Annotated in this window: 24 protein-coding genes; 10 read left to right on the top strand and 14 right to left on the bottom strand. The window is 72.8% G+C overall.

From position 1 onward, the window contains the following. Positions 1–31: 31 nt before the first annotated feature. From NP777_RS08845 to NP777_RS08820, 6 genes are read right to left on the bottom strand one after another with little or no spacing between them, the layout of a single operon-like run. Positions 32–1,051 carry an aldo/keto reductase gene (locus NP777_RS08845; protein ID WP_256649532.1) on the bottom strand — a complete coding sequence of 340 codons (1,020 nt, stop codon included), beginning with the start codon at positions 1,049–1,051 and terminating at the stop codon, positions 32–34. Then, positions 1,048–1,914, bottom strand: coding sequence for an ATP-binding cassette domain-containing protein (locus NP777_RS08840; RefSeq protein ID WP_256649531.1), 867 nt, complete (start codon positions 1,912–1,914; stop codon positions 1,048–1,050). The genes NP777_RS08845 and NP777_RS08840 overlap by 4 nt, the downstream gene beginning before the upstream one ends. Beyond that, a complete protein-coding gene (locus NP777_RS08835; RefSeq protein ID WP_256649530.1) occupies positions 1,911–2,795 on the bottom strand; it encodes an ABC transporter ATP-binding protein in 885 nt (294 codons plus the stop codon). The genes NP777_RS08840 and NP777_RS08835 overlap by 4 nt, the downstream gene beginning before the upstream one ends. Further along, on the bottom strand, positions 2,792–3,721 hold the full coding sequence (locus tag NP777_RS08830; protein WP_256649529.1) for an ABC transporter permease: 930 nt from the start codon (positions 3,719–3,721) through the stop codon (positions 2,792–2,794). The genes NP777_RS08835 and NP777_RS08830 overlap by 4 nt, the downstream gene beginning before the upstream one ends. Before the next feature lies 1 nt (position 3,722). Next, positions 3,723–4,652: an ABC transporter permease gene (locus NP777_RS08825; RefSeq protein WP_256649528.1), complete on the bottom strand. Its 930-nt coding sequence runs from the start codon at positions 4,650–4,652 to the stop codon at positions 3,723–3,725. Between the two features lie 3 nt (positions 4,653–4,655). Then, positions 4,656–6,230: an ABC transporter substrate-binding protein gene (locus tag NP777_RS08820; RefSeq protein WP_256649527.1), complete on the bottom strand. Its 1,575-nt coding sequence runs from the start codon at positions 6,228–6,230 to the stop codon at positions 4,656–4,658. Between the two features lie 255 nt (positions 6,231–6,485). On the opposite strand from NP777_RS08820, the gene NP777_RS08815 reads away from it, so the two are divergent. The 4 genes from NP777_RS08815 to NP777_RS08800 all read left to right on the top strand — a co-directional run bounded on the left by NP777_RS08815 (position 6,486) and on the right by NP777_RS08800 (position 11,694). Beyond that, positions 6,486–8,165 carry a four-carbon acid sugar kinase family protein gene (locus tag NP777_RS08815; protein WP_256649844.1) on the top strand — a complete coding sequence of 560 codons (1,680 nt, stop codon included), beginning with the start codon at positions 6,486–6,488 and terminating at the stop codon, positions 8,163–8,165. Further along, a complete protein-coding gene (gene pdxA, locus NP777_RS08810) occupies positions 8,162–9,217 on the top strand; it encodes a 4-hydroxythreonine-4-phosphate dehydrogenase PdxA (protein ID WP_256649526.1) in 1,056 nt (351 codons plus the stop codon). Before NP777_RS08815 ends, pdxA begins: the two co-directional genes overlap by 4 nt. Before the next feature lie 58 nt (positions 9,218–9,275). Then, the gene (locus tag NP777_RS08805; RefSeq protein WP_256649525.1) at positions 9,276–10,052 is read left to right on the top strand and encodes a DeoR/GlpR family DNA-binding transcription regulator; all 777 of its coding nucleotides are present in this window, start codon (positions 9,276–9,278) and stop codon (positions 10,050–10,052) included. Between the two features lie 673 nt (positions 10,053–10,725). Then, entirely contained in the window at positions 10,726–11,694 is a 969-nt protein-coding gene (locus NP777_RS08800) for an alpha/beta hydrolase (RefSeq protein WP_256649524.1), read from the top strand. Positions 11,695–11,764: 70 nt separating this feature from the next. On the opposite strand, the gene NP777_RS08795 is transcribed toward NP777_RS08800, so the two are convergent. Next, positions 11,765–12,355: an HhH-GPD-type base excision DNA repair protein gene (locus NP777_RS08795; protein ID WP_256649523.1), complete on the bottom strand. Its 591-nt coding sequence runs from the start codon at positions 12,353–12,355 to the stop codon at positions 11,765–11,767. Between the two features lie 161 nt (positions 12,356–12,516). Here NP777_RS08795 and NP777_RS08790 point away from each other — a divergent pair, with 161 nt between their 5' ends. Both NP777_RS08790 and NP777_RS08785 read left to right on the top strand, forming a co-directional pair. After that, a complete protein-coding gene (locus NP777_RS08790; protein ID WP_059146221.1) occupies positions 12,517–13,302 on the top strand; it encodes a sigma-70 family RNA polymerase sigma factor in 786 nt (261 codons plus the stop codon). Between the two features lie 84 nt (positions 13,303–13,386). Then, positions 13,387–14,055 carry a dienelactone hydrolase family protein gene (locus tag NP777_RS08785; protein ID WP_256649522.1) on the top strand — a complete coding sequence of 223 codons (669 nt, stop codon included), beginning with the start codon at positions 13,387–13,389 and terminating at the stop codon, positions 14,053–14,055. Positions 14,056–14,236: 181 nt separating this feature from the next. On the opposite strand, the gene NP777_RS08780 is transcribed toward NP777_RS08785, so the two are convergent. Further along, a complete protein-coding gene (locus tag NP777_RS08780) occupies positions 14,237–15,310 on the bottom strand; it encodes an ATP-dependent DNA ligase (RefSeq protein WP_256649521.1) in 1,074 nt (357 codons plus the stop codon). Positions 15,311–15,388: 78 nt separating this feature from the next. Here NP777_RS08780 and ligD point away from each other — a divergent pair, with 78 nt between their 5' ends. Together ligD and NP777_RS08770 are read left to right on the top strand one after the other, a co-directional pair. Next, positions 15,389–16,393, top strand: coding sequence for a non-homologous end-joining DNA ligase (ligD, locus tag NP777_RS08775; RefSeq protein ID WP_256649520.1), 1,005 nt, complete (start codon positions 15,389–15,391; stop codon positions 16,391–16,393). Between the two features lie 33 nt (positions 16,394–16,426). Next, a complete protein-coding gene (locus NP777_RS08770; RefSeq protein WP_256649519.1) occupies positions 16,427–17,422 on the top strand; it encodes a GlxA family transcriptional regulator in 996 nt (331 codons plus the stop codon). Between the two features lie 272 nt (positions 17,423–17,694). Here NP777_RS08770 and NP777_RS08765 read toward each other — a convergent pair whose 3' ends face one another. From NP777_RS08765 to NP777_RS08750, 4 genes are all read right to left on the bottom strand, one after another. Next, positions 17,695–18,819, bottom strand: coding sequence for an asparaginase (locus NP777_RS08765; RefSeq protein ID WP_256649518.1), 1,125 nt, complete (start codon positions 18,817–18,819; stop codon positions 17,695–17,697). A gap of 46 nt (positions 18,820–18,865) precedes the next feature. Further along, positions 18,866–20,974 carry a SpoIIE family protein phosphatase gene (locus tag NP777_RS08760; protein WP_256649517.1) on the bottom strand — a complete coding sequence of 703 codons (2,109 nt, stop codon included), beginning with the start codon at positions 20,972–20,974 and terminating at the stop codon, positions 18,866–18,868. A 99-nt stretch (positions 20,975–21,073) separates the two neighbouring features. Further along, positions 21,074–21,928 carry a caspase family protein gene (locus NP777_RS08755; RefSeq protein WP_256649516.1) on the bottom strand — a complete coding sequence of 285 codons (855 nt, stop codon included), beginning with the start codon at positions 21,926–21,928 and terminating at the stop codon, positions 21,074–21,076. A gap of 144 nt (positions 21,929–22,072) precedes the next feature. Next, positions 22,073–22,684, bottom strand: a complete 612-nt coding sequence (locus NP777_RS08750; protein ID WP_256649515.1) for a TetR/AcrR family transcriptional regulator — start codon at positions 22,682–22,684, stop codon at positions 22,073–22,075. A 110-nt stretch (positions 22,685–22,794) separates the two neighbouring features. Here NP777_RS08750 and NP777_RS08745 point away from each other — a divergent pair, with 110 nt between their 5' ends. Further along, positions 22,795–23,217 (top strand): nuclear transport factor 2 family protein, encoded by a 423-nt coding sequence (locus tag NP777_RS08745; RefSeq protein ID WP_256649514.1) that lies wholly within the window; start codon positions 22,795–22,797, stop codon positions 23,215–23,217. Further along, entirely contained in the window at positions 23,210–24,082 is an 873-nt protein-coding gene (locus NP777_RS08740) for an NmrA family NAD(P)-binding protein (RefSeq protein ID WP_256649513.1), read from the top strand. Before NP777_RS08745 ends, NP777_RS08740 begins: the two co-directional genes overlap by 8 nt. 57 nt (positions 24,083–24,139) lie before the next feature. Here NP777_RS08740 and NP777_RS08735 read toward each other — a convergent pair whose 3' ends face one another. Further along, positions 24,140–24,376 carry a DUF397 domain-containing protein gene (locus NP777_RS08735; protein ID WP_256649512.1) on the bottom strand — a complete coding sequence of 79 codons (237 nt, stop codon included), beginning with the start codon at positions 24,374–24,376 and terminating at the stop codon, positions 24,140–24,142. Further along, positions 24,373–25,194: a helix-turn-helix domain-containing protein gene (locus NP777_RS08730; protein WP_256649511.1), complete on the bottom strand. Its 822-nt coding sequence runs from the start codon at positions 25,192–25,194 to the stop codon at positions 24,373–24,375. Before NP777_RS08730 ends, NP777_RS08735 begins: the two co-directional genes overlap by 4 nt. Between the last annotated feature and the right edge of the window lie 291 nt (positions 25,195–25,485).

The raw sequence follows: 25,485 nt of genomic DNA, 5'->3' as shown, positions 1-25,485 counted from the left end.
CCTTCCCCCACGAAGATCCATCAGAAGCCCCCTAGCGGTTGTACGCGGGCATCGGCCCCCGCAGCCGCGCCCCCACCTCGTCGCACGCCGCCGCCACCTCCGCCGGAAGCGGTCCCGCCGCCGCGGCGGCCAGGTTGGCGCGGAGGTGCTCCGCCCGGGAACCGCCGAGCAGCAGCGCGTCCACCCCGTCCCGTCCGAGCAGCCAGCGCAACGAGAGTTCGACCAGCGGGATGCCCGCCTCCTCGGCGATCCCGGACAGGCCCCGTACGGCCTCGAAGAGCCCGGCGTCCCAGTAGCGCCGCCGGTACATCTCCGCCACCCGCGAGTCGCCGAAGCGGCCCGACTCCGGCTGCCGCTCGAAGGAATGACGGCCCGTCAGCAGGCCGCCGCCCAGCGGGTTGTAGACCATGGTGCGCAGTCCGCTGGTGGCCGCGTACTCCCGGTACTCCTCCTCGATCCGCCGCGCCAGCAGGTTGTACAACTGCTGGGCCACCACCGGGCGCGGCGCGCCGACCCGCTCGGCGGTGTGGGTGACCTCGGCGATCTGCCAGGCGGCGTAGTTGGAGACGCCGAGCGCGAGGATCTTGCCCTCGGCCACGAACTCGGCGACCGTGCCGAGGGTCTCCTCCAGCGGCGTGGCGCGGTCGGGCTGATGCAGATAGAACAGGTCGACGTGGTCGGTGCCCAGGCGGCGCAGGCTGCCCTCGAGGGCCGCGCGCATCCCGCGCGCGGACAGCGGAGCGTGGCCGCCGGCGTCGGGGTGCGGCATACCGGCCTTGGTGGCGAGCACGATCCGGTCGCGGCGGCCGGGCAGCAGCCCGGCCAGGATCGTCTCGGTGGCGCCGCCCGCGTAGGCGTTCGCGGTGTCCACCCCCGTCACCCCGGCGTCCAGCGCGATGTCCAGCATCGCGGCGGCGCCCGCGCGGTCCACCGTGTCACCGAAGGTCATGGTGCCCAGCACCAGCCGCGAGAGCGGCACCGGGATGCCCGGCAGGGCGACCCCGCCGGGGGACGCCTGGCTGGTGGTGTGGGTGTGCGGATGCGCGTTCACCGCGTCGCTCCTGGTTCCTGATCGGCCGCGACGGGCTCCCGGTCGGTCGCGATCGCGGACACGAGGGCGCGCGGTTTGCGTCCCCGCATGGTCGTCGGGTCCAGCGCCGCCCGTCGCAGCGCCCGGGTGTAGGGCTCGGCGGGCGCGGAGAGCACGGTGCCGGTGGGCCCGGACTCGATGATCCTCCCGGCGCGCATCACCACCACCTCGGAGCTGATCTCGCGGACCACGCCGAGGTTGTGGGAGATGACGATGTAGGCGAGCCCCTGTTCGGCCTGGAGCTCCCGCAGCAGCCCCAGCACCTGGGCCTGTACGGAGACGTCCAGCGCGGAGGTGGCCTCGTCGCACACCAGCAGCTCGGGGCCGCTGGCCAGGGCGCGGGCGATGCCGATCCGCTGGCGCTGGCCGCCGGAGAACTCGGCCGGGCGGCGCTGGAGCGCACCGGCGGGCAGCCCGACCTGGTCGATGAGTGCGGCGACGCGGCGGGCGCGTTCGGCCCCGGAGCGCATGCCGTTCAGCCGCAGCGGCTCGGCCACGATCTCCTCGGCCGTCAGATGCGGGTCCAGCGAGCCGTACGGATCCTGGAAGACCATCTGCACCCGCTTGCGCAGCGGGCGCAGCCGCCGTTCGGGCAGGCCCGCGATATCGGTTCCGTCGAGCAGGATCCGGCCCCGGGCGGGGCGCAGCAGCCGGACGATGGAGCGGGCGATGGTGGACTTGCCGCAGCCGGACTCGCCGACGACGCCGAGCGCCCCGCCGGGCGGGACGGCGAAGCTGACGCCGTCCACCGCGCGGAAGACACCACCGGCGACCGGGTATTCGACCACCAGGTCCTCGACGGCCAGCAGGGGGGTGGGGGTCACAGCGCCTCCTCGGTGACGGCGGCCGCGGGGGTCTCGTCCCAGGGGCCCAGGGTGGGCACGGCGGCCAGCAGATCGCGGGTGTACCGCTCGCGGGGGTGGTCCACGATCTGTTCCACCGGCCCCGACTCCACGAAACGGCCGTCGCGCATGACGTGGATGCGGTCGGAGACCAGCCGGGCCACCCCCAGGTCGTGGGTGATCATCAGGATGCCGATGCCGGTACGTTCCTGCAGCTCCATCAGCAGGTCCAGGACGCCCGCCTGGACGGTGACGTCGAGCGCCGAGGTCGGTTCGTCGGCCACCAGCAGCCGGGGCTCGGCGGCCAGCGCGACGGCGATGAGGACGCGTTGGAGCATGCCGCCGGAGAACTGGTGGGGGTAGGCGCCCCAGCGGGTCTCGGGGCGGGGGATCCGCACCCGGCCGAGCAGTTCGACGCCCTTTTCGCGGGCGTCGGCGCGGGACATCCCCGGGTGGCGCAGCCGGAGCGCCTCGCCCAGCTGGCGGCCGATGGTGTGCACCGGGCTGAGCGCGGTCATCGGGTCCTGGGGGATCAGGGAGACGCCGCGGCCGCGGATCCGCCCGGCGGCGGTGGCGTCGGCGATGACGTCGGCGCCGAAGATCCGGGCCGTTCCGGAGAGGACGGCGAGCCCTTCGGGCAGCAGCCGCAGCAGCCCCATCGCGGTGGTGGACTTGCCGGAGCCGGACTCGCCGATGATGGTCACCGTCTCGCCGGGGGCGATGGTGAAGCCGACCCCGTCGACCGCGCGCACCACACCGCGGTCGGTGATCAGCTCGATCTGCAGGTCCTCGACCTCCAGCAGCGGGCCGCTCGCCGGGGCGCCCGTCGGAGTGCTCGTCGGAGTGCTCGTCGGGTCGCTCATCGGGAGCCCTCCGTCGTACGCCGTCGGGTGCGGTCGCGCAGTCCGTCGCCCAGCAGGTTGACCCCGACCACCAGCAGCACGATGACGAGGCCGGGCAGGGTCACCAGCCACCACGAGGTGGTGATGTAGTCCTGGCCGTCGGAGATGATCCGGCCCCAGGTGGCGAACGGCCGCTGGGGGCCCGCGCCGAGGTAGCTGAGCGCGCTCTCCAGCAGCACCGCCTGGGCGAGCAGCAGCAGGACCACGAGCGAGGCCTGGCGGACGATGTTGGGGATGACATGGCGGGCCAGGATGGCGATCCGGGGCAGCCCCAGCACCTGGGCCGCGGCCACATACGGCTTCTCCCGCTCGACCAGCACCAGCGACCGGGTCAGCCGGGCCACCTCGGGCCACTGGGCGATGGCGATGACGCAGGTGATGACGGTGACGGAGGGGCCGAAGAGGGCCACGACGAGCAGCAGCATCATCAGCAGCGGCAGCGACATCTGGGCCTCCAGCAACCGGGAGACGACGGCGTCCACCCAGCGGCCGTAGTACCCGGCGGCGGCGCCCGCCACGATGCCGATGAGGCCGGAGACGACGACGGCGAGCACCCCGACCGTCAGGGACACCTGGCCACCGTGCAGCACCCGCGAGAGCACATCGCGGCCGAGCTGGTCGGTGCCGAAGAGATGGCCGTCGGTCAGCGGGGCGAGCCTGCGCTTGGAGAGGTCCTGGTCGCCCGCGCCGGGCAGGGGCAGCACCTGGGCGAGGGCCACGGGCACCACGACCAGCAGGGTGCACACCGCGCCCGTCCACAGCTTCAGGCTCGCGCTGCGGCGGCGCCGGGTGGCGGTGGCGCGGGCCAGATCCCTGGCGGTGACCGCGCTGGGGCGGGTCACGGGGCCGGCCTCGGTGGCGGCCGGGGGTTCGAGGGCGCCTTGCATCTCAGGCCGCCTTTCCCAGGCGTACCCGCGGGTCGAGCAGCGGGTAGGCCAGGTCGATGAGGAGTTGGACGAGGACCGCCAGCGCGGCGGTGACCAGCACGGTCGCCTGGATCAGCGGATAGTCGCGGGTCTCCAGGGCGCGGACGACCAGCGAGCCGACCCCGGGCCAGCCGAACACCACCTCGACCACCACGACGCCGTTGAGCATCGCGGCGAATCGGGTGCCGAGCGCGGTGAGCACCGGGATGGCGGAGTTGCCCATGGCGTAGCGCCAGGTCAGTACGCGGGTCGAGACTCCGCGGGAGCGGGCGACGGTGACGTACGGCGAGGCGAGCGCCGCCACCATCTCCCGGCGGACCAGCCGGGAGATCAGCGCCATCTGGAGGATCGCCACGGTCACGGTGGGCAGGATCAGTCCGCCCCAGGTGGTGAAGCCGGATGCGGGCAGCACCGGGACGGCCACGGCGAAGAGGGTCAGCAGCATCACGCCGATCCAGAAGTCCGGCATGGACTGCCCGGCGATGGTCAGCACATTGGCGCCCAGCTCCCGCTTGGTGTCGGCGCGGCGGGCCATCCACACGCCCAGCGGCACGGCCACCACGGTGGTGAGGGCGATCGCGGAGAGGGAGAGGGTGATGGTGTACGGCACCCGGTCCAGCACCACGTCCAGGGCGGGCGCGTGGAAGGAGTAGCTGGTGCCGAGGTCGCCGGTGAACAGATCGCGCAGGAAGAGCCCGTACTGGGTGAGCAGTCCGCGGTCGAGGCCGAACTGCTCCCGGATCCGGGCGAGGTCCGCGGTGGAGGGGTTGGGCCCGGCCAGGGCGGCGGCGGGGTCGCCGGGGGCCATGCGGACCAGGATGAAGACGGTGGAGAGGGTCAGGAAGACGGTCAGGACGCTCTGGCCCAGGCGGCGTATCAGATAGCGCGTCACGGCTCAGCCCTCCAGACGCACGGCGGCGAGGTCGTAGGAGTTGAGCTGGAGCAGGCCCACATCGCGCACCCGGGTGCGGCGGGCCAGCACCACATCGGGGACGAAGGCCCACAGGCAGGGGCGGGTGTCCCAGATCTGCTTCTGGACGGCGGCGAGCCGCTCGTTCCGCGTCTTCTCGTCGGTTTCGGCGGAGGCCTCGGCCAGCCGGGTGGCGATCCGGGGGAAGACATAGCCCTGGTAGGTGTCCCGTGTCCGCTCCTTCTCCGGGGTGCCGCCGTACATGCCCTGGAGGCTGGTGGAGGCGTGGCCGGTGGGGACGGAGAAGCCGTTGCCGAGGACGTCCCAGTCGCCGCGGCGGCCCTGCCGCCACTGCTGGATGTCGCCGCCCGGTTCGAACTGCTGGAGGCTGGCGCGGACGCCGACCCCGCGCAGCATCTCCAGCACGGCCTCCATCACCGAGGTGTCCGCGGGGAACTCGCCCGACTCCCAGATGATCTTCACCTTGAGATCGCTCGCGCCCAGCGCGGCGAGGCGCTTGCGGGCCTCGCCGGGGTCGTGGACATAAGCCCCGGTGCGTACGGCCCCCTTGAGGGCGAGCGGGACGACGCCCTCGGCCTGCTGGGCCGAGTCGGTGAGCACATCGCGCACCAGGGCCTCGCCGTCGATGGCGTAGCTGAGCGCCTCGCGCACCCGGGCATCGGCCAGCGGATGTCCGCGTGGCTTGCGGAAGTTGAAGAACAGCTGGTTGACGCGGGTGCCCGAGGTGCGGTCCAGGCGCACCCCCGGCAGCCCCTTGAGCTGCTCGGCGGAGTCGGGGGTGATGGTGTCGATGACGTCCAGCTCACCGCTGCGCACGGCGACGACGCGGCTGGACTCCTCGGGCACGAAGCGCACCCGGACCCGGTCCACGGTGGGGCGGCGGCCCCAGTACCGGGGGTTGACGGCGAGGGTGTACTCGCCGGTGCCGGAGTTGGCCGAGGTGACCACGTACGGCCCGGAGCCCGGCCCGCCGGACAGCTCCTCGGGCCGGTTCCCGGCGGCCGGGCTGATCAGGATGTTGGCCATCAGCTGGTCGAGGATGGGGACCGGGCGCTTGGTGTGCAGCCGGAAGGTGCGCTCGTCGACCGGCTCGACGGTGGGCATCTCGGGGAAGAGGCCGACGATGAACGAGCCGTTGACGCCCGCGTACATCTTCAGCGCGGTCGAGACGTCCTTGACGGTGACCGGATTTCCGTCCGAGTAGCGGACCCCCTCGCGCAGCCGCACCGTCCAGGCGGTGGGCTCGGTCATCTCGAAGCGGTCGGCGAGCACGAGTTCGGGGCGGAGCCCCTTGCCGATCCGGGTCAGCGCCTGGCGCACCGCGCGCTGCACGGTGACCGCCGCGTCGAACTGGTTGAGCTTGTTGTCCAGGCTGACCAGCGAGCGGTTCAGCCCGAGACTGATGGCGCCGGGCCCGGGGGCGCCGGTGGGGCCCGCGCACCCGGTGAGCGGGGCGAGGGCGAAACCTGCTGAGGCGCCTGCTCCGAGGCGCAGCACGGACCGGCGGCTGAGGGCCGGAGCGTAGGGGATACGGGTCATCGTTGACCTCTCGGCGTTCCTGGAGGCGAGCGACGTGTCGGGGGCGAGCTACCGGCTCGCTCGACCCGTGCGGCGCCCGGATGGCGGCCGTACGGGTCGAAGTGTCGCGGCGGTCACCGTGACATGACTGCGCGCTTTACGCAATACTTCTCGCGCACTTCGCGCAACGTATGTCATCATCGGGGCCACGGAGGCGATGCCCACGGTGTTGGGCCGCTCCGCCTGTCATGGTCATTCGAGGAGGTACCGGTGGACATGACACCCAGCCGGAGACTGCTGGCCATCGCGGACGACCTGTCGGGCGCCGCGGAGGTGGCGGCCGCGGTGCGCTCGCGCACAACACGCAGCCGGGTGCTGCTCCTCGGGGGGCCGGGGACTGGTGGCATGGCAACGGCCCTTCGCCCCCGCCACGTTGGCGAGGCGACCGTCCTGGACCTGGACTCCCGGTACCGCCCGGCGGCGGAGGCGGCGGAGGCGGTCCGCGGAGCACTGCGGATGTCCTGGCCGGACGGGACGGACGGACGGGACGCCCTGGACACCATCGTCCTGAAGAAGATCGACTCGCTGCTGCGGGGCAATGTCGCCGCCGAGATCGCCGCCCTGGCCGAGGACGGTACGGGCGTGGTGCTCGCCCCCGCGCTGCCGATCGCCGGGCGCGTGGTGCGCTCGGGGGTGGTCCACATCGGCGGAGTGCCGCTCCACGAGGGCGACGCCTGGCGCGCCGAGACCGTGCCCCCGCCCGCCTCGGTGGCCCAGGCGCTCGGCGGCCTGCCCAGCGCCCTGATCCCGCTCACGACCGTACGGTCCTCCCGTCCCACCCTGCTCACCGCCCTGCGCGCGGCCGCGGCGGCGGGACGGGTGGCCATCTGCGACGCGGAGACGGACGCCGATCTCGACGCGATCGTCGGGGCGTCCCTGGCCGACGGCCCCGGGATGCGACTGGTCGGCTCGGGCGGCCTGGCCCTGGCCGTGGGCCGCCACCTGGCGACCACCCTTCCGGCCGCGGGAGCGCGGGCCGCCCCGGGCACCCCGGACCCGGCCGCGCCCGCCGCCACAGGTCCGGCCACCGCCACCGCCGAGGGCCCGACCGCCACCACCGTGAAGCAGGGCGCCACCGCCGCCACGGGTCCGGCAGCCACCGCCGCCGGGAGTCCGGTCACCACCGCCGTGGGCCAGACCGCCACCGGTCCCACCTCGGCTCCGGGCCCGGCTGCTGCCGAGGCCATGGGCCGGGGCGCCTCCGACGCCCCCAGGGCTCCGGCCCTCACCTCACCGTCGGCGGCCGCGTCGACGGCCGGAACAGCCGTATCCTCGACGGACACCGGAGCCGGCCCCGACGCCGCCGCGCCCTCGGCGCATACCGGACGGCCCGTGCTGGTCGTCGTGGGTACGGCAGAACCCGCCGCCGTCGAGCAGGTCCGGCGGCTGGTCGAGGACGGGGCCGGCCATCAGCGGCTTCCGCTCGCGGGGCTGTTGGCGGACGGGCCACCGGTGGGGCTGCCCGCGCTGACCGCCGACGTCACCGTCGTCTCCCTCGGCGCCTCGCCCGGGTCCGCGGACCCGGCACCCGCGTACCAGCCGGTGTCCCTCCCGTCCCCCCGGCCCGCGCCGCCCTCCGTCCACGGAGCCGAGCCCGTGTCCGGGCGGCGGCTGGTGCTCGGGCTCGCCCGGGTCGTCGGCGCGGCCGTCACCGCGCACCGCGGGGCCGTCGACCTCGTACTCACCGGTGGCGAGACGGCGCGCCGGGTGCTGGACGCCCTGGCGGTGACCGAACTCGACCCCATCGGCCAGGTGCACCACGGCGCCGTCCATCTCCGCGCCCCCGACGGGCGATCCGTCGTGACCCGACCGGGCAGCTTCGGCGATCCCGACTCCCTGCGCCACATCGTCCAGGCGCTGCGCCCCCACTCGACCGAACGGAAGGTCACCTCATGAACTCCTCCCCCCACCTCGCCCCCACCGGGGCCGCTGGTGCGGACACCGGTCCCGCCCCGCTTCCGCTGATCGCGGTCACCATGGGCGACGGCGCGGGCATCGGACCCGAGGTGGTCGTCCCCGCACTGCTCGACCCGGACACCCTGCGGCGCTGCCGCCCCGTGGTCGTCGGGGACGCGGAGCGGCTGCGGCAGGCCGCCCGGCTGCGCGATATCGCGTGCCAGGTCGTCACCGTGGCCGCGCCCGGCGAGGCGGTGTTCACCCCGGACCGGATCAACGTCATCGACCTCGGGCTGCTCCCCGCCGATCTGCCGTGGGGCGAACTCTCCCCGGTGGCCGGGGACGCGGCGTACCAGTACATACGGACCGCCGCCGAACTCGCCATGAGCGGGGAGGTGCAGGGCATCTGCACCGCGCCGCTCAACAAGAAGGCGCTGCACGCGGGCGGCCATGTCTTCCCCGGCCACACCGAGCTGCTGGCCCACCTCACCGGGGTCGAGGAGGTGTCGATGATGCTGGCGACCCCCACGGTGAAGGTCATCCACGTCACCACCCACATCGGGCTCATCGACGCCGTACGGAAGATCGAGCCCGGCCTGGTCGAGCGCACCGTGCGCCGCGGCCATGAGGCGATGGTCCGCGCCGGCACCCCCGAACCGGTGATCGGGGTGTGCGGGATCAACCCGCACGCGGGTGAGAACGGCCTGTTCGGCTACGGCGAGGAGGAGGAGAAGATCGTGCCCGCGCTGGAGGTGCTGCGCGCCGACGGCATCGACGCCCGCGGTCCGCTCCCCGCCGACACCGCCTTCTTCCTGGCCGGACGCGGGGACTACGACCTGATCGTGGCGATGTACCACGACCAGGGGCACGGCCCGGTCAAGGTGCTGGGCCTGGAGGCCGGGGTCAACCTGACCGTCGGGCTGCCGGTGATCCGCACCTCCGTCGACCACGGCACCGCCTTCGACATCGCGGGTACGGGCACGGCCGACGCCGGTAGCATGATCGAGGCGCTGCGGCAGGCCGCCGAGATGTCGCCGTCCCCCGCCCGCTGACGCGGGGAGCCACGTTGAGGAACGCGAGGCCGAGCCCACGGTGAAGAACGCGAAAGACATGCCGGTGAACGGAGCCCGAGCCCGGCGCGACCAGATCGTCCACCTGGCCACGACCACGGGCCTGACCAGCGTGGAGGAGCTGTCCCGCACCTTCGGGGTCACCGCCTCCACCATCCGCCGCGACCTCGCCCAGCTCACCGCGGACGGGCGGCTGGCGCGGACGTACGGCGGGGCGATGGCCCTGGTGGCGCACCCGGAGGCGTCGCTGCGCCAGCGCACCGGCGAGGCGTTCGAGGCCAAGCGGGCCATCGCGCGCTGGGCGGCGTCGACGGTGCGGGCCGGGGAGACGGTGCTGCTCGACGCCGGGTCGACCGTCGGCGCGCTCGCGCATGAACTGCGCACCGCCGAGGGACTCACGGTCGCCACGACCGGGCTCACCGCGCTGCAGGAGCTCGCCGATGTGGAGACCGTGCAGGTGGAATGTCTCGGCGGTACGCTCCGCCCGCTGAGCCAGAGCTTCCTCGGCCCGCTCGCCGAGGCCGCCCTGGAGCGCATGACCTTCGACCGGGTCTTCCTGGGCGCCGACGGGGTGACGGCCGAACACGGCATCTGCGAGGCGGATCTGCGCCAGACCCGGCTGAAGGAGCTGATGGCCCGCCGGGCGGAGGCGGTGTACGTCCTGGCCCACTCGGCGAAGATCGGCCGCCGCCCCTTCCACACCTGGGTACGGCTGCCGCCCGGCTGGACGCTGGTGACCGACGCCGACGCGAACCCCGAGGAGATCCGGGCACTGCGCGCCCAGGGGGTCGAGGTCACGGTCGTCGGGGACGAGTGAGCCGTGCACGCCATGCGCGGTCCGCGCACCCGTCGTACGTAGGATATGGGTGAGCGAAGGTCCGGATCTCCGCGATCCGGACCGGGAAAACGTGGCATGGCGACGGCGGTGCGGCGACGCCGCTTCCGCCGGGCGGAGGAATTGTCGCCCGCCTCCCCCGCTTCCGCGCGTTCGGCGCCGAGACCATGCGTACACCCCAGGGGACCGGGGCACCCGCCCCGGAAATGACGTGGCCACCAGCCGAGAGCTTTGGAGGACACCGTGGCACGGCAGACCGACCCGACCCTCATCCACCCGACGCTGCGAGACCCCGGGCCGCCGTCTCCGACCCCGTCGCCCGGTCCGGGCGGTCCCGAACCGGGTCCCGCACCGGGCCCCGTGCCCGGACCGCCCCCGGGTCCGCCGCCCGACCCGATTCCCTCCCCGCCGCCCGAGCCGCCGCCGAGCCCCACGCCCGGCCCCCCACCGGACCCGTCCCCCGATCCGGTGCCCAAGCCGCCCGGCCCGGATCCGGTCCCGGATCCCTCACCGGCGCCCGGCCCCTTGACCCGGTGAACTCCTCGCCCCGGGCGGTCGCCGAGCCGCGGAGCGCCCGGGTGGCGTAACAGCGGTGGGCGCCGCGGCGGCCGGGGTGGGATCGTCGGACGGAACCGGACCGGCAAAGGAGAAGCAGATGGCCACCACCGCTCCGGCCCGCCCCGTCCTCGAACCCGCCGCCGCGGCGTTCGCCGAGGCCACCGCCAAACCGCCGTATCCGTACCAGGTGACGCCCGCCGAGGGCCGCCGCACGCTCGACGAGGTGCAGTCGGGCGGAGTGCCCAAACCCGAGGTGGACGAGGAGTGGATCAGCGTCGGGGGCATCCCGGCGGGTGGCGTCAGGGCGCGGATCGTCCGCCCTCCGAAGGCCGTCGGCACCCTTCCGGTGATCCTCTACATCCACGGCGCGGGCTGGGTGTTCGGCAATGCCCACACCCATGACCGGCTGGTCCGGGAGCTGGCGGTCCGGGTGGGCGCCGCGGTCGTCTTCCCCGAGTACGACCTCTCCCCCGAGGCCCACTACCCGGTGGCGCTGGAGCAGAGCTACGCGGTGGGCCAGTGGATCGTGGCCCACGGTGCGGGCGCGGGGCTCGACGCCTCCCGGATCGCGGTGGCCGGGGACTCGGTGGGCGGCAACATGGCCACCGCCCTCACCCTGCGCGCCAAGGAGCGCGGCGATCTGCCGCTGGTGTGGCAGGTGCTCTTCTACCCGGTGACCGACGCCGCCTTCGACACCGGCTCCTACGAGCAGTTCGCCGAGGGCTACTTCCTCACCCGTGAGGCGATGAAGTGGTTCTGGGACCAGTACACCACCGACCCGGCGCAGCGCTCCGAGATCACCGCCTCCCCGCTGCGCGCCACCCCCGAGCAGCTCGCCGGGCTGCCGCCGGCCCTCGTCATCACCGGCGAGGCGGATGTGCTGCGCGACGAGGGCGAGGCGTACGCGGCCAAGCTGCGGGAGGCCGGGGTGCCGGTCACCGCCCTGCGGATGCAGGGGATCATCCATGACTTCGTGATGCTGGACGCGCTGCGCGACACCCGGGCCGCACGCGCCGCGCTCACCCTGGCCGTGGACACCCTGCGGGACGCGCTGGACACGACCTGAGCGCTCCCGCCCGGGACCACGCCCCGAACGCCCCGCTCAAAGCCCCCCGAAGCCCCCCGAAAGCCCCGTCTCAGGCGCCGCCCTTCGCCTGCTTCGCCTGCCGCTTGAGCTCCTGCTTGTGGGCGCGGACCTTGTCCAGCGACTCGGGCCCGGTGATGTCGGCCACCGAGCGATACGCGCCCTCCTCGCCGTACGCCCCGGCCGCCTCGCGCCAGCCCTCCGGCCGCACCCCCATCCGCTTGCCCAGCAGCGCGAGGAAGATCTGCGCCTTCTGCTTGCCGAAACCGGGCAGCTCGTTCAGCCGCCGGAGCAGCTCCCGGCCGGAGGGGTCGTCGCGCCACAGGGCGGTCGGGTCGCCCGCGTAGTGCTCGGCCAGATACCGGCACAGCTGCTGGACGCGCCCCGCCATCGAGCCCGGGTAGCGATGCACGGCGGGCTTCTCCGACAGCAGCGCGGCGAACCCCTCGGGGTCGTGGGCGGCGATCTCCTGGGCGTCCAGCTCGTCCCTGCCCAGCCGCCGCGCGATGGTGTACGGACCGGAGAACGCCCACTCCATCGGCACCTGCTGATCGAGCAGCATCCCGATCATCAGGGCCAGCGGGTCGCGCTCGAGCAGGGCGTCCGCCTCGGGCTGCTGGGCGAGACGAAGGCGTGCGTTCATCCCGGGTGGATACCCCGCCGCGACCGGAGCGAAGCACCTCAAACCCGGATACCACCCAAAGGTGCTCATACCATCACCAATTCGGTCGAATTGCGAGGTGTTAGGGGTCATGCGAATCTGGTGGCGACCGCCGTGACATCGGACCACGGAGGCGAGTGACCATGTCAGCAACCGCGACTCGCCAACGACGCCATGACGACACTCCCGACACCGGCGGTGCCTTCCTGCGTCTGTCCCGGCTCCCGTCCGGGCCCGAACGCGACGCGCTGCGCGAGGCGATCATCTGCGCCTGGCTGCCCGTCGCCAAACGCCTGGCGCTGCGCTTCCGCAACAAGGGCGAGAACATGGAGGACCTCACCCAGGTCGCCTCGCTGGCCCTGGTGAAGGCCGTCGACCGCTACAACCCCGACCTCGGCCATGCCTTCCCCTCCTATGCGATCCCCGTCATCACGGGTGAGCTCAAGCGCCATTTCCGCGACTATCTGTGGACGCTGCACATCCCCCGGAACATCCAGGAGGTCCGCTCCCGCACCCGCTCCGCGCGCGACGCGCTGGAGCAGGAGCTCGGCGGACGCACCCCCACCATCCACGAGATCTGTCTGCGCACCGGTATGCCCCAGGAGGATGTGAAGGCCGGCCTCGAGGCCAGCGCCTCCTGCACCCCGCTCTCCCTCAACGCCGCCGTACAGGGCGCCGAGGAGCGGCTGCTCGCCGAGACGGTGGGCGCGGACGACGCCGCGATCGAACGCGTCGTCAACCGCGAGGCGCTGCGGGTGCTGATCGCCGAGCTGTCGGAGCAGGACCGCTACGTCCTCTATCTGAGGTTCTTCGCGGGGCTTTCGCAGAGCCAGATCGGTGAGATCCTGGGCTTCTCCCAAATGCACATATCCCGCAGGCTCTCCCGGCTCTACAGCGAGCTGCGGCAGGGGCTCATGGCCTACGCCTAGCGACCGCACCAGCCCGTCGCCCAGCGGCAGCCCGTCCGCCCGGCGGCGGCACCAGCCCGCGCAACCCCCGGCAGGAGGTGGCCGATGCGCTCCGAGACCGCTCGTATCGCCGCGGACGACGCCATGCTCGTGGGCGATCTGGCCCTTCCCGAGCAGCCCATCGGCGTCGTCGCGTTCGCCCACGGCAGCGGCAGCTCCCGGCACAGCCCGCGCAACCGCGCGGTGGCCCGGGTGCTGCAGGACGCGGATCTGGCCACCCTGCTGTTCGATCTGCTCACCGAGGCCGAGGAGCGGATGGACGCGATCACCGCCGAACTGCGCTTCGACATCCCGCTGCTGGGCCGTCGGCTGGTGGCCGCGATGAACTGGCTCGACGGGCACCCGGCCACCTCCGGGCTGCCGGTGGGGCTGTTCGGCGCCAGTACGGGCGCGGCGGCGGCGCTGACGGCCGCCGCGGAGCGGCCGGAGCGGGTGGCGGCCGTGGTCTCCCGGGGCGGGCGGCCCGACCTCGCGGGCGGCGCGCTGAACCGGGTGCGGGCGCCGGTGCTGCTCATCGTGGGCGGCGACGACCACGAGGTGCTGCGGCTCAACCAGCAGGCGGCCGCCATGCTCGCCGCCCCGCAGGAGATCCATGTGGTGCCCGGGGCGAGCCATCTCTTCGAGGAGCCCGGCACCCTGGAGCAGGCCGCCGAGGCGGCGCGCGACTGGTTCGTACGGATGGCCAAGCGCCCGGCCCGGGGCGGCAAGCGGTGACGCGCGTGGCGCGGCTGGGGGAACGCCTGCGGCGGGGCTGTTCCCCTCCCCGCCCCTTCCCTCAACTGGGGCTCCGCCCCAGACCCCGCTCCTCGAACTCCCCCAGCTACCGCTGGGGCTGGGAGGTGCCCCCTGGAGGGGCTGATTTCAAGCCGCATAGCGACGCGATGACGGACCGCGGCTACGACCCCGGGGCCGACCCCAGCACCTGGCGCAGATCGTAGGAGACCGGCTCCTCCAGTTGGTCGTAGGTGCACTGCGGGGGCTCCCGGTCCGGCCGCCAGCGCCGGAAGCGGGCGGTGTGCCGGAAGCGGCGGCTCTGCATGTGGTCGTAGGCCACCTCGCACACCCGCTCCGGGCGCAGCGGCACCCAGGACAGGTCCTTGACCCCGGTCCAGCGGCTGGGCGCGCCCGGCATCCGGCCCTGGGCGTGGGCCTCCTCGCGCGCCCAGTCGGCCCACGGATGGCCCTCGACGGTCGCCATGCGCAGCGGCTCCAGCTCGGCCAGCAACTCCTGGCGGCGGCGCGCGGTGAAGGCGGCGCTGACGCCCACGTGCTGGAGGCGGCCGGTGTCGTCGTACAGGCCGAGCAGCAGGGAGCCGATGCCCTGGCCGGACTTGTGGACGCGGTACCCGGCCACCACACAGTCGGCGGTGCGCTCGTGCTTGACCTTGACCATCACGCGTTCGCCGGGCCGGTAGTGGAGGTCGGGGCTCTTGGCCACCACGCCGTCGAGCCCCGCCCCCTCGTAACTCTCGAACCACTGCCGGGCCACCTCGAGATCGTCGGTGCAGGGGGCGAGGTGCACCGGGTCCTCGGCGTGGCTCAGCGCCCCGGTGAGGGCCGCGCGGCGCTCGCTCTGCGGGGTGTCCAGCAGCGAGGCGTCGCCGAGGGCGAGGAGGTCGAAGGCGACGAAGCTGGCCGGGGTGTGCTCCGCCAGCATCCGCACCCGGGAGTCGGCGGGGTGGATCCGCTCCAGGAGGGCGTCGAAGTCCAGCCGCCCCTCCCGCACGATGACGATCTCGCCGTCCAGGACGCAGCGCGGCGGGAGGTTGGCGAGCAGCGCCTCGGCCAGTTCGGGGAAGTAGCGGGTGAGCGGCTTGGTGGTGCGGCTGCCGATCTCGATCTCGGCCCCGTCGCGGAAGACGATGGCCCGGAAGCCGTCCCATTTGCCCTCGTAGACCATCCCGGGCGGGATGGTGGCCACGGCCTTGGCCAGCATCGGCTCGACGGGAGGCATCACCGGAAGGTCCATGACGTCCGATTGTGCTCCTGTGGCGGTCCGGGCGCCCGCCGGGAGGCGGCCCCGGGCGGGCGGGCCTAGCGTGTGCGTATGGGAGAGTCGGTGGAGCTCACGGTCGGCGGTCGCACGGTGCGGGTGACCAACCCCGGGAAGGTGTACTTCCCGGAGCGCGGGTTCACCAAGCTGGACCTCGCCCGCTACTACCTGGCGGTCGGCGAGGGCGCGCTGCGGGCGCTGCGGGACCGGCCGACGACGCTGGAGCGCTATCCGGACGGGGTGGACGGGGAGTCGTTCTTCCAGAAGCGGGCCCCGAAGAACCTCCCGGAGTGGATTCCGACCGGCCGGATCTCCTTCCCCAGCGGGCGGCACGCGGACGAGATCTGCCCCACCGAGCCGGCCGCCGTGGTGTGGGCGGCGAATCTGGGCAGCCTGACCTTCCATCCGTGGCCGGTGCGGCGCGCGGACACCGAACACCCCGATGAGCTGCGGATCGACCTCGACCCCCAGCCGGGCACCGACTACGAGGACGCCGTGCGGGCCGCGGGAGAGCTGCGCGAGGTGCTGGACGAGCTGGGGCTGCGCGGGTGGCCCAAGACCTCGGGCGGCCGGGGGCTGCACGTCTTCGTCCCGATCGCGCCGGAGTGGACCTTCACCCAGGTGCGGCGGTCCGCGATCGCGATCGCGCGGGAGCTGGAGCGGCGGGCTCCGGAGCGGGTGACCACCAAGTGGTGGAAGGAGGAGCGCGGCGAGAAGATCTTCGTGGACTACAACCAGACCGCCCGCGACCGCACCATCGCCAGCGCCTACTCGGTGCGCCCCCGCCCCCATGCCCCGGTCTCCGCGCCGCTGCGCTGGGACGAGGTGCCCGACGCCCGGCCGCGCGACTTCGACCTGGCCACCATGCCGGTGCGCTACCGCGAGCTGGGCGATGTGCACGCGGACATGGACGAGCACACCTTCCGCCTGGAGGCCGCGCTGGAACTGGCCGCGCGGGACGAGCGGGAGCACGGTCTGGGCGACCTCCCGTATCCGCCGGAGCATCCGAAGATGACGGGCGAGCCGAAGCGGGTGCAGCCGAGCCGCGCCAAGAAGTGATGGCCGGATCGGCGCGTCTGCGAGAATCGCGCCATGTCCGTCTTCGTCCACCCCGGCCGCCATCGAGTGGCGGTGCTGGTCCGCCATGGGCTGCTGCCGTTCGAGCTGGGCATCGCGCACCGGCTGTTCGGCCGGGCCCTATCGGCCGCGGGCGAGCCGCTGTACGAGGTGGTGACCTGCGCGCTCGTGCCCGGTGAGGTGCGTACGGACTCCGATGTCACGATGAACGTCGCATACGGCCCGGAGGCACTGGCCGAGGCCGACACCGTGCTCGTCCCGGCCGCCAACGAACCGGACGCGCCACAGGCCGAGGGCAAGCTGGACGCCCCGCTCACCGGTGCCTTCGCCCGCATCCGCCCCGGCACCCGGATCGCCTCGATCTGCACGGGGGCGTTCGTCCTGGCGGCCGCGGGGCTGCTGGACGGCCGCCGGGCGACCACCCACTGGCAGGAGGCCGACCGGTTCCGGGAGCTGTTCCCGGCCGTCGCGCTCGACCCGGACGTCCTCTACGCGGACGAGGGCGAGGTTCTGACCTCGGCCGGGGACGCCGCCGGTATCGATCTGATCCTGCACATCATCCGGCGGGACCACGGCGCGGCGGTGGCGGGCGAGGTGGCCCGCGGCTCGGTGGTGGCCCCGCATCGCGACGGCGGCCAGGCGCAGTTCATCCGGCGGCCGGTGCCGGAGCGGCGCGGCGGCTCCACGGGCGCGGCCCGCGCCTGGGCGCTGACCCGGCTCGACCGCCCGCTGACCCTGCGGGAGCTGGCCGAGCGGGAGTCGATGAGCGTACGGACCTTCTCCCGGCGGTTCCGGGACGAGGTGGGGATGACCCCGGTGCAGTGGCTGACCCAGCGGCGCCTGGAGCGCGCCCGGCAGCTGCTGGAGGAGAGCGATCTGCCGGTGGACCGGATCGCGGCGGACGCGGGCTTCGGCACCGCCGCCTCGCTGCGGCAGCATCTGCACACCGCCCTCGGGGTGTCACCGAGCGCCTACCGCGCCACGTTCCGCGGCAGCGCGGCCCACCACTAGGGGGGTGTCCGGCGAGGCTGTTCCCCTACCCGCCCCTTCCCGCAGCATCGATATGCGGCTCCGCCGCGTGGCAGGGGCTCCGCCCCTGGACCCCGGACGCCCTTCGGGCGTGTCCTCAAACGCCGGACAGGCTGAAATCAGCCCCTCCAGGGGGCACCTCCCAGCGGTAGCTGGGGGAGATTGAGGAGCGGGGTCTGGGGCTGAGCCCCAGTTGTGGGAAGGGGCGGGGAGGGGAACAGCGCGCCGCAGGCGTCACGATCCCCGGACACCCCCTAACGGCGGGCCGTGAACTCGCCGGTGCCAAACGTGTGGAACCAGGTCTGGATCCGGTGCTCGTTGTGGGTGGTGGCGAGCGAGAGGAGCAGCAGCAGCCGGGCCTTCTGCGGGGTCAGGTCCTGGGCGCCGATGACGCCGCGCACACCGGGGTCGTAGACCGCGCCGGAGCCGGTGCGGGAGGCGGAGACCATGACCACCCCGTTCTTGACGGCGTCGTCCCGGGCCTCGGTCATGGCCGGGGAGAGACCGCCCGCCCCGGTGCCCGCCGTGACGATCCCGGCCGCCCCGGCGTCGGCGAACGCCTTGATGGCCTGGGGTCCGGCGCCCTGGTAGCTGTAGGCGATGTCGACCTTCGGCAGCGGCCGCCGGGCGATCCGGTCGAGGTTGAACGGGGTCTTCCAGCCGGGCTTGCCGCACTGCTCGACCCGGGCGGGCGCGCGGTTGACGCGGATGTGGTTCTGGTCGATGACGCCGAGATCTCCGCTGCTGCCGCTGCTGAAGGCGTTCAGCCGCAGGGTGTCGGACTTGCGCACCTCGCGGGCGGCGTGGATCTGGTCGTTGAGCATCACCACGGTGCCGAAGCAGGTGGTCCGGCCGCTGGCGGCGAGGTGGATGGCGTTGTAGAGGTTGGCCGGGGCGTCGGAGCCGATCACCGTCCAGGGGCGCATGGCGCCGGTGAGCACCACGGGCTTGTCGCTGCGTACGGTCAGGTCGAGCCAGTACGCGAACTCCTCCATGGTGTCGGTGCCGGTGGTGACCACGACCCCGTCGTTGAACTTCAGGGCGTGGTCCACGACGGCGGTGAGCCTGCGGTACTCGGGGATCGTGTAGTCGTTGGAGTCCTTGTTGCCGAACTGCTGGGTGGTCACGTCGGCGATCCGGTTCACCCCGGGTCCGAGGTCGTGCACCAGCCGGGACACCGGGAGCTTGCCCGCCTGGTAGTCGTCGAAGGACACCTTGGTCTTGCTGACGCCCGCGATGGTGCCCCCGGTGCCGATCACGGCGACCTTGGGGGTGGGCCTGGGGATCGGCTCGGCGGCGCCGGCGAGGGAGGCCGAGGTCCCCAGGGCGAGGGCCACCAGAACGATCGATACGCCGGAGCGGCGGGCGAGCTGAGCCATGAGGACGTCATCTCATCGATGGAGTACCCGAGGGGTCGGCCCTTCTTCAGCCACTCTCCACGGTAACCACGGACTTCTCCGGCAGGCGAGGGCGGCGCAGCCGGGCCAGCAGCAGGGCCACATCGTCGTCCGGCGCCCCGTGCAGCGCGGCCAGCACCTGGTCGCAGATCCGCTCCAGCGGGCCCTGGTGGCGGCGCAGCAACTGGACCAGGGTGTGCAGCCCCACGTCGAGGGACTGGTGGCGCTTCTCCACCAGGCCGTCGGTGAACAGGGCCAGCAGCGCCCCCTCGGCCAGCTCCCGCTCCACCGAGGCGAAGGGGACGCCGCCGACACCGAGCGGGGCGCCGGTGGGGATGTCGATGAGCTCGGCGTCGCCGCCGGGATGCACCAGCACCGGCGGCAGATGCCCGGCGGTGGACATCTCGCACCGCCCGGTGCGCGGATCGCAGACCGCGTAGAGACAGGTGGCGATGGACTCCCCCAGGCTGGGCGTGATCTCGTCGAGATGGCACAGCACCTGGGCCGGGGGCAGTCCGAGCCGGGAGAAGGCCCGGGTGGCGGTGCGCAACTGGCCCATGATCGCCGCGGCGTGGATGCCCTTGCCCATGACATCGCCGACCACCAGCCCGACCTTGCCGTCCGGGAGGGGCAGCACATCGAACCAGTCGCCCCCGGCGGCGCTGACCGCGGGCAGGTACCGGGAGGCGATCTCCAGGCCGTCCAGGTCGCGCGGCTGCTGGGAGAGCAGGCTGCGCTGGAGGGTGAGCGCCGCGTCGCGTTCGCGGGCGTAGAGCCGGGCGTTGTCGATGCACAGGGCGGCGCGTATGGCCAGTTCGCAGGCGAGGGTGAGGTCCTCCTCGTCGAACGGCCTGGGGTTGATGGTGCGGTGCAGGCTGAGGGTGCCGAGCACGCTGCCGCGGGCGATCAGCGGGGCGGCGAGGTACGAGTGCACGCCCTCGCGCAGCAGCACCCTGGCGGCGGCGTCGTCCCGGGCGATCCGCCGTACGTCCTTCTCGGTCACATGCGGTACCAGCAGCGGCCGGGCCTCGCGGACGCACTGGGTGATCAGCCGGCTGGGGTCGTAGCGGGCGATCTCCCCGACCGGGTCCGCCGCGTGGACGGCGTCGGTGGGGTACCCGGCGGCGACGGCGAGCGCCCGGAAGCGGGCGGAGCCGTCGGTCCACACCCGGGGCGTGGCCTCGCGGTGCACCACGGAGTCCAGGACGTCGACGGCCGCGAGGTCGGCGAGCCGGGGCACGGTCACATCGGCGAGTTCCTGGGCGGTCTGGCGCAGGTCCAGCGTGGTGCCGATGCGGACGCTCGCATCGGCGATCATGGTCAGCCGCTCGCGCGCCTCGGCGATCTCGCTGGTCTCCCGGTGGCGCCGGGAGATGTCCATGATGGAGACGGCGATGCCCAGGATCCGGCCGCTGGGATCCTCGAGCCGGTAGTACGACTCCGACCAGGCGTGGTCATGGTCGGGGTCGGCGGGGGTCCGGCCGACGCTCTGCTGGTCCAGCAGCGGCTCGCCGGACTCCAGCACATGCCGCATCGCGCCCTCTATGGCCTCGACGTCGAGCCCCGGCAGCACCTCCCCGAGGCGGTGGCCGCGCACCTGGGACTCGGTGATCGAGTTCATCCGCTGGAGGGCCGGGTTGGCGAGCAGCCAGCGCAGCTCGGTGTCGAACACCGCGAGCCCCACGGGCGACTGTTTGATCAGGAAGCCGGAGACGGCCAGATCGGTCTCCAGCCGCCGTACGGTCCCCTCGTCGGCGGCCAGCCCGAGGGCGTAGCCCTCGCCATGGGCGTCGCGCAGGCCCATGGTGCGGAACTCCACCTTGAGGGTGGAGCCGTCCGGGCGGCGGACCGGGAAGACACCGGCCCAGGTGTCGCCCGCCCGCACCCGTGCGAAGAGCTCCACGGCGGCCCGGCGGTCCCGCGGGTGGACCAGCAGCTTGTCCGCGCGGCGCCCCAGCGCCTCGGCCGCCCGGTAGCCGAAGAGCTGTTCGGCCTCGGGGCTCCAGAGGGCGATCCGGCCCTCGACGTCCAGGGCCACGGCGGCGACCCGCAGCAGGTCGAGCACTCCTCCCGGGCCGGTCGCCATGCTGCTGATGGCGGCCTCTTCCTCCTGGTCCACACGGTCATGCGTCGTCATACCGGCACCTCACCGGCTCGCCGTGCCCTCCTACTGTCATACCTCGCCAGGCGAGCCGCCGCACACGGATATGACATGGGCACGGTCTCAGATCCCGGTTCAGATGGTGAAGGGCCGCTGCCGGGCGAAAGCGGAGTTCAGCGCACCCGCCTGGAAGAGGTTGGGCGTCTGGTCGGGCGGCATCCGCTTGACGATCTCCCGGTGCAGCCCGCGGTAGCTGCCCGCGAAGGCACCGCCCCGCCAGACCTCCAGCAGGGTACCGGTGAACAGTCCGTTGACGATTCCGTCGGCCGAGGTCTGATTGTCCTGGCAGCCGGAGATCTGCAGCACACTGGCGTCGATCTTGGCGAGGTCCTTGGCGGTACGGGTGTTCTGGATCCGGTCGTAGGCGTCGCGGTCGCGCCGGTAGACGGCGGTCTGCACCGACTGGGGCATGGCCCGGATCCGGTGGCCGACCTCCTGGGGGTCGACGGTGCTGAAGCGCCGGTCGAGTTCCTGGGGGCTGAGCATCCCGGGCAGCCGCCGGGCCACGGTGCCGCTGTGGCAGCTGTCGGAGAGCAGCCAGATCCGCACCCCCTTGGCGAACTTCCCGAACAGCTCGAAGAGCTCGTCGTCGACCAGTTGCCGGTCGTACAGCACCCAGGTCTCGTCGAGGCGGTCGCCGGTCTCGTCGTGGTTGAGGTCGGGCACCTGGCCACCGTGGCCCGAGTAGGTGAGGAAGAGGATGTCCCCCTCGGCCAGCCGCCCGGCCGCGGCCTCCAGGGTGGCGGTGACGGTCTCCGCGGTGGCGGCCGGGCTCAGCAGCGGGCCGGTCACATCGAACCCCGCGGCGTCGGCGAGCCCGGCCATGTCCACGGCATCCTGCTCGCAGGCGCCCAGCTCACCGCTCCAGCCGTCGTACGCGGCGGGGTCGACCTGGTTGAGTCCGATGTGGACGGAGAGGCCGATGGACATGCGGGCTCCTTGGGTTCGAGGACGTGCGGCGGCTCACCATCGCTCGTCACTTAGCGATGATGCGGGGCCGCGCCCCGCCATGCCCTGTTCTCCGGCCCCATCCGGAGGAGGCGCCCCGCGCGCACCCGTGCGGCGCCCCGGCCGTCAGGCCCCGCGCGGCCGGGCGTCCAGGGCCCGCAGCGCCATATCGGTGGCGCGCTCGAAGTAGCCGGGCTCCAGGGGCGCGCCACGGGCCGAGACCCGCCAGTAGACCAGCCCGCCGAGCAGATCGAGCGCCAGCTCGCGGTCGAGGTCCGGCGACAGCTCACCGCGCTCGACCGCCCGGTCCAGCGCATCGGCCATCCGGGCGCGCCGCGGCTCGCCGACGCAGCGGGCCAGCGCCTGGCTCAGCTCCTCGTCGCGCTGTGCCTCGGCGATCAGGTCCGGCAGGATGCGGGAGAACCGCGGATGGGTCAGCCAGTCGGCCACCGCGCGCAGCCCGGCCAGCACATCGCCGCGCAGGGATCCGGCGTCGGGCAGCTCGACCAGGGCGACGCTCAGCTCGGACACGACCGCGATGACCATCCGCTGTTTCGAGGGCCACCGCCGGTACAGGGCGCTCTTGCCCACCCCGGCCCGTTTGGCCACCGCCTCCATCGACAACCGGCCGTAGCCCTGCTCGGCGAGCTCGTCGAGGACGGCTTCGGAGATGGCCGCGGTCTTGTCCGCGCGCAGGGTGGCGGCGCCGCTCGGCGGGCGCCGGGTGGGCTCCGACATGACCCCGAGGTTAACAGATGGACGGGACGGTACCGTCTCGTCCTATGCTGGGTGGACGGGACGGCACCGTACCGTCCTGTCGATTACCGCTGATGGAGGAGAGGTACGTCATGGACGACCGCGTCAAGGTGTTCGAGCGGGCGAAGGAGCTGCTGCTCGGCCACGACATGATGGGATTCGCGGATCTGTGGGCCGTCGACGGCACCATGGAGTTCCCCTTCGCCCCGCCCGGCCGGCCGCGCCGACTGGAGGGGCGTGAGGCCGTGCGCGAATACGTGCGGGACTACACCGACCACGTCGATCTGCGCGCCGTCGCGCATGAGGTCGTCCATCTCACCGAGGACCCCGGCGTGCTGATCGTGGAGTTCTCGATGGACGCCGTGGCCGTCGGAACCGGCCGCCCGCTCCACCCCGATTACGTCGCCGTCATCACCGTCCGGGACGGCGAGATCGCCTCGTACCGTGACTACTGGAATCCGCTGATGCTCGACGAGATGAGCTTCGGTTCCGAGGAGGGCCGGACCCATGGCTGAACCCACCGTCCTGGTCCTCGGCGCCACCGGGAACACCGGCTCCAAGGTGCTGCGGATGGTGCGCGCGGAGGGCGCGCGGGCGCCGGCCGCCACCCGGCGGCCCGAGGCCGCGGCCGCGGCGGGCGTGGCCGACGCCGTACGGTTCGACTGGCACGACCCCGACAGCCACGAGGCGGCGCTGCGCGGCGTGGACCGGCTCTATCTCGTCCCGCCCCTGGGGGTGGCCGAGCCACTGCCCGTGGTCGAGCCGTTCCTGAAGGGGGCGGTCGCCCGGGGCGTACGGCGGGTGGTGCTGCTGAGCTCGTCCGCGGTCGACGAGGCGGACACCGGCCTCGGCGCGCTGCATTCGCTGGTGCGGCGGACCGTGCCCGAGTGGGCGGTGCTGCGGCCCTCGTGGTTCATGCAGAACTTCACCGGTGACCATCCGGTGGCCCAGGCCATCCGGGGCGACGGCGAGATCGTCACCGCCACCGGGGACGGCAGGGTGGCCTTCGTCGACGCGACGGACATCGCCGCCGTCGCCACCCGGGCCCTGCTGGACGACCGTCCGCACAACACGGCCCACGTCATCACCGGCCCGGAGGCGCTCGGTTACCCAGCGGCGGCGCGCATCGTGGCGGAGGTCTCCGGGCGGCCGATCCGCCATATCGCGGTGGAGACCGGGGAGTTGGCCAAGAGGATCAGGGCGACGGGGCTGCCGCCGGAGTTCGCCGCGCTCCTCGCCGGGCTCGACGAGGACATCCGGCACGGCGCGGAGGACCGTACGACGGACACCGTCGAGCGGGTCACCGGCCGCGCTCCCCGCTCCTTCCGCGCCTTCGCCGAGGCGCACCGCGCCGCGTTCGCCCCGCCGTCGGCGGCCTAGACCCCGGTCCGGGGCAGGGAGGGGAAAGATCCGCCGGACACCCCGGAGCGGCCGGGCTCAGCGGGCGGCGAAGGCCAGGAAGTCCGCCCAAGCGGTGGCGGCTATGTGGAGGCGGGGGCCGTCGGGGTTCTTGGAGTCCCGTATGTGGACGGTCGTGGGGGTGGTGGCGACCTCGATGCAGTCGCCGCCGCCCGCGTCGCTGTGGCGGGACTTGTGCCAGTCGTAGGCGACCTCTATGCACTGGCCGCCGCCGGAATCGCTGTAGCTGCTTTTGAACCACATCAAGTCGCTCATAGATCACCCATCAACTGCTCGATGAAGCTCACGGATTCCTTCGGCCCGAGAGCCTGCGTCCTGATCATGGCATAGCGGCGCGACAGCTCCCCCACTTCCTCTGGCTTGGTAGTGAGGGTGCTTTTACCGTTGCTCTCCATGTAGACGAGGGCAGTCTGGTCGGCAGTCTCGAGTACTGTAAACGGCCCGCGAAGGCCAGCGTGTTCGGCGTGAGTCAACGACATAACCTGGATCGTCACGTTCGGTAGCTGGGCGCACTCGATGAGGTGCCTGAGCTGGGCCCGCATTACCTCCGCGCCACCGATCCTTCGTCGCAGTGCGGCCTCTTCGAGAATCGTGTGGATCAGCGCCATGGGCTTGCGGGTGAGCAGCGCCTTGCGGTCCATGCGGGCCTCGACCAGCTGCTCCAGCTCCTCCGGCTCGAATGGTGGGTAGTTGCTCTTGAGCAACGCGCGGGCGTAGTCCTTGGTTTGCAGCAGACCGTCGATGACCTGTGTGCAGTACGACGAGACAGCCACCGCCTCCTGCTCAAGCTGAACGAAGCCCTGGAAGTACACCGGGTAGCGCTCAAGCCGCAAGTACTTGATCGCGGAACGAAGCAACCCGCCCGCGTCCAGTGCCTTCTCGGCCGCGTCGATGAACTCGTCGGTCGGCGGCTTCGCGCACGTCTCCACGGCGCTCACCGCCGACCCGGTGTAGTTCATCAGCGCACCCAACTCGTCCTGGGTGAACCCCGCCCGCTCGCGCAGAAGCCGCAGGACAGCGGCGAAGTACTGCACGGTCGGCGGAGCGGAGTCCTTCTTCTTCGACTGGGCCACGCGGGCCACCCCCTCAACAACTCTCAACGCCAATCAACCTGCGTTCGACCAGAGTTGTCGGCCGCCGCAGTCGACGCTCTGTTACTGGTGAAGGTAGCCGCCTGCACTGACAGTGGGAGAATGAACGCGGAAAGTCACGACGTAAACCCGCTCCATGGCTGGAAGCAGAGGTTTACGCCCGTCCCTCTGTCGATCCCCCACGCCCGCCGCGCCGCCGAAGCCGCTCTCCGCGCCTGGGGCCTGGACCGGAGCGCGGCGGCCCTGGTCCTGCTCGTCGTCTCCGAGCTGGCG

The organism is Streptomyces rugosispiralis (assembly GCF_024505145.1).
Lineage (GTDB): Bacteria > Actinomycetota > Actinomycetes > Streptomycetales > Streptomycetaceae > Streptomyces > Streptomyces rugosispiralis.
The sequence above is the reverse complement of the archived record's forward strand: the minus strand, read 5'-3'. Positions and strand labels throughout refer to the sequence as shown.

Excerpts from the sequence above, each read along its gene's own strand:
- NP777_RS08835 (WP_256649530.1), bottom strand. The coding sequence starts at position 2,795 with ATGAGCGACCCGACGAGCACTCCGACGAGCACTCCGACGGGCGCCCCG.
- NP777_RS08830 (WP_256649529.1), bottom strand. The coding sequence starts at position 3,721 with ATGCAAGGCGCCCTCGAACCCCCGGCCGCCACCGAGGCCGGCCCCGTG.
- NP777_RS08820 (WP_256649527.1), bottom strand. The coding sequence starts at position 6,230 with ATGACCCGTATCCCCTACGCTCCGGCCCTCAGCCGCCGGTCCGTGCTG.
- NP777_RS08815 (WP_256649844.1), top strand. The coding sequence starts at position 6,486 with ATGACACCCAGCCGGAGACTGCTGGCCATCGCGGACGACCTGTCGGGC.
- pdxA (WP_256649526.1), top strand. The coding sequence starts at position 8,162 with ATGAACTCCTCCCCCCACCTCGCCCCCACCGGGGCCGCTGGTGCGGAC.
- NP777_RS08805 (WP_256649525.1), top strand. The coding sequence starts at position 9,276 with ATGCCGGTGAACGGAGCCCGAGCCCGGCGCGACCAGATCGTCCACCTG.
- NP777_RS08800 (WP_256649524.1), top strand. The coding sequence starts at position 10,726 with ATGGCCACCACCGCTCCGGCCCGCCCCGTCCTCGAACCCGCCGCCGCG.
- NP777_RS08795 (WP_256649523.1), bottom strand. The coding sequence starts at position 12,355 with ATGAACGCACGCCTTCGTCTCGCCCAGCAGCCCGAGGCGGACGCCCTG.
- NP777_RS08790 (WP_059146221.1), top strand. The coding sequence starts at position 12,517 with ATGTCAGCAACCGCGACTCGCCAACGACGCCATGACGACACTCCCGAC.
- NP777_RS08785 (WP_256649522.1), top strand. The coding sequence starts at position 13,387 with ATGCGCTCCGAGACCGCTCGTATCGCCGCGGACGACGCCATGCTCGTG.
- NP777_RS08780 (WP_256649521.1), bottom strand. The coding sequence starts at position 15,310 with ATGGACCTTCCGGTGATGCCTCCCGTCGAGCCGATGCTGGCCAAGGCC.
- ligD (WP_256649520.1), top strand. The coding sequence starts at position 15,389 with ATGGGAGAGTCGGTGGAGCTCACGGTCGGCGGTCGCACGGTGCGGGTG.
- NP777_RS08770 (WP_256649519.1), top strand. The coding sequence starts at position 16,427 with ATGTCCGTCTTCGTCCACCCCGGCCGCCATCGAGTGGCGGTGCTGGTC.
- NP777_RS08765 (WP_256649518.1), bottom strand. The coding sequence starts at position 18,819 with ATGGCTCAGCTCGCCCGCCGCTCCGGCGTATCGATCGTTCTGGTGGCC.
- NP777_RS08760 (WP_256649517.1), bottom strand. The coding sequence starts at position 20,974 with ATGACGACGCATGACCGTGTGGACCAGGAGGAAGAGGCCGCCATCAGC.
- NP777_RS08755 (WP_256649516.1), bottom strand. The coding sequence starts at position 21,928 with ATGTCCATCGGCCTCTCCGTCCACATCGGACTCAACCAGGTCGACCCC.
- NP777_RS08750 (WP_256649515.1), bottom strand. The coding sequence starts at position 22,684 with ATGTCGGAGCCCACCCGGCGCCCGCCGAGCGGCGCCGCCACCCTGCGC.
- NP777_RS08745 (WP_256649514.1), top strand. The coding sequence starts at position 22,795 with ATGGACGACCGCGTCAAGGTGTTCGAGCGGGCGAAGGAGCTGCTGCTC.
- NP777_RS08740 (WP_256649513.1), top strand. The coding sequence starts at position 23,210 with ATGGCTGAACCCACCGTCCTGGTCCTCGGCGCCACCGGGAACACCGGC.
- NP777_RS08735 (WP_256649512.1), bottom strand. The coding sequence starts at position 24,376 with ATGAGCGACTTGATGTGGTTCAAAAGCAGCTACAGCGATTCCGGCGGC.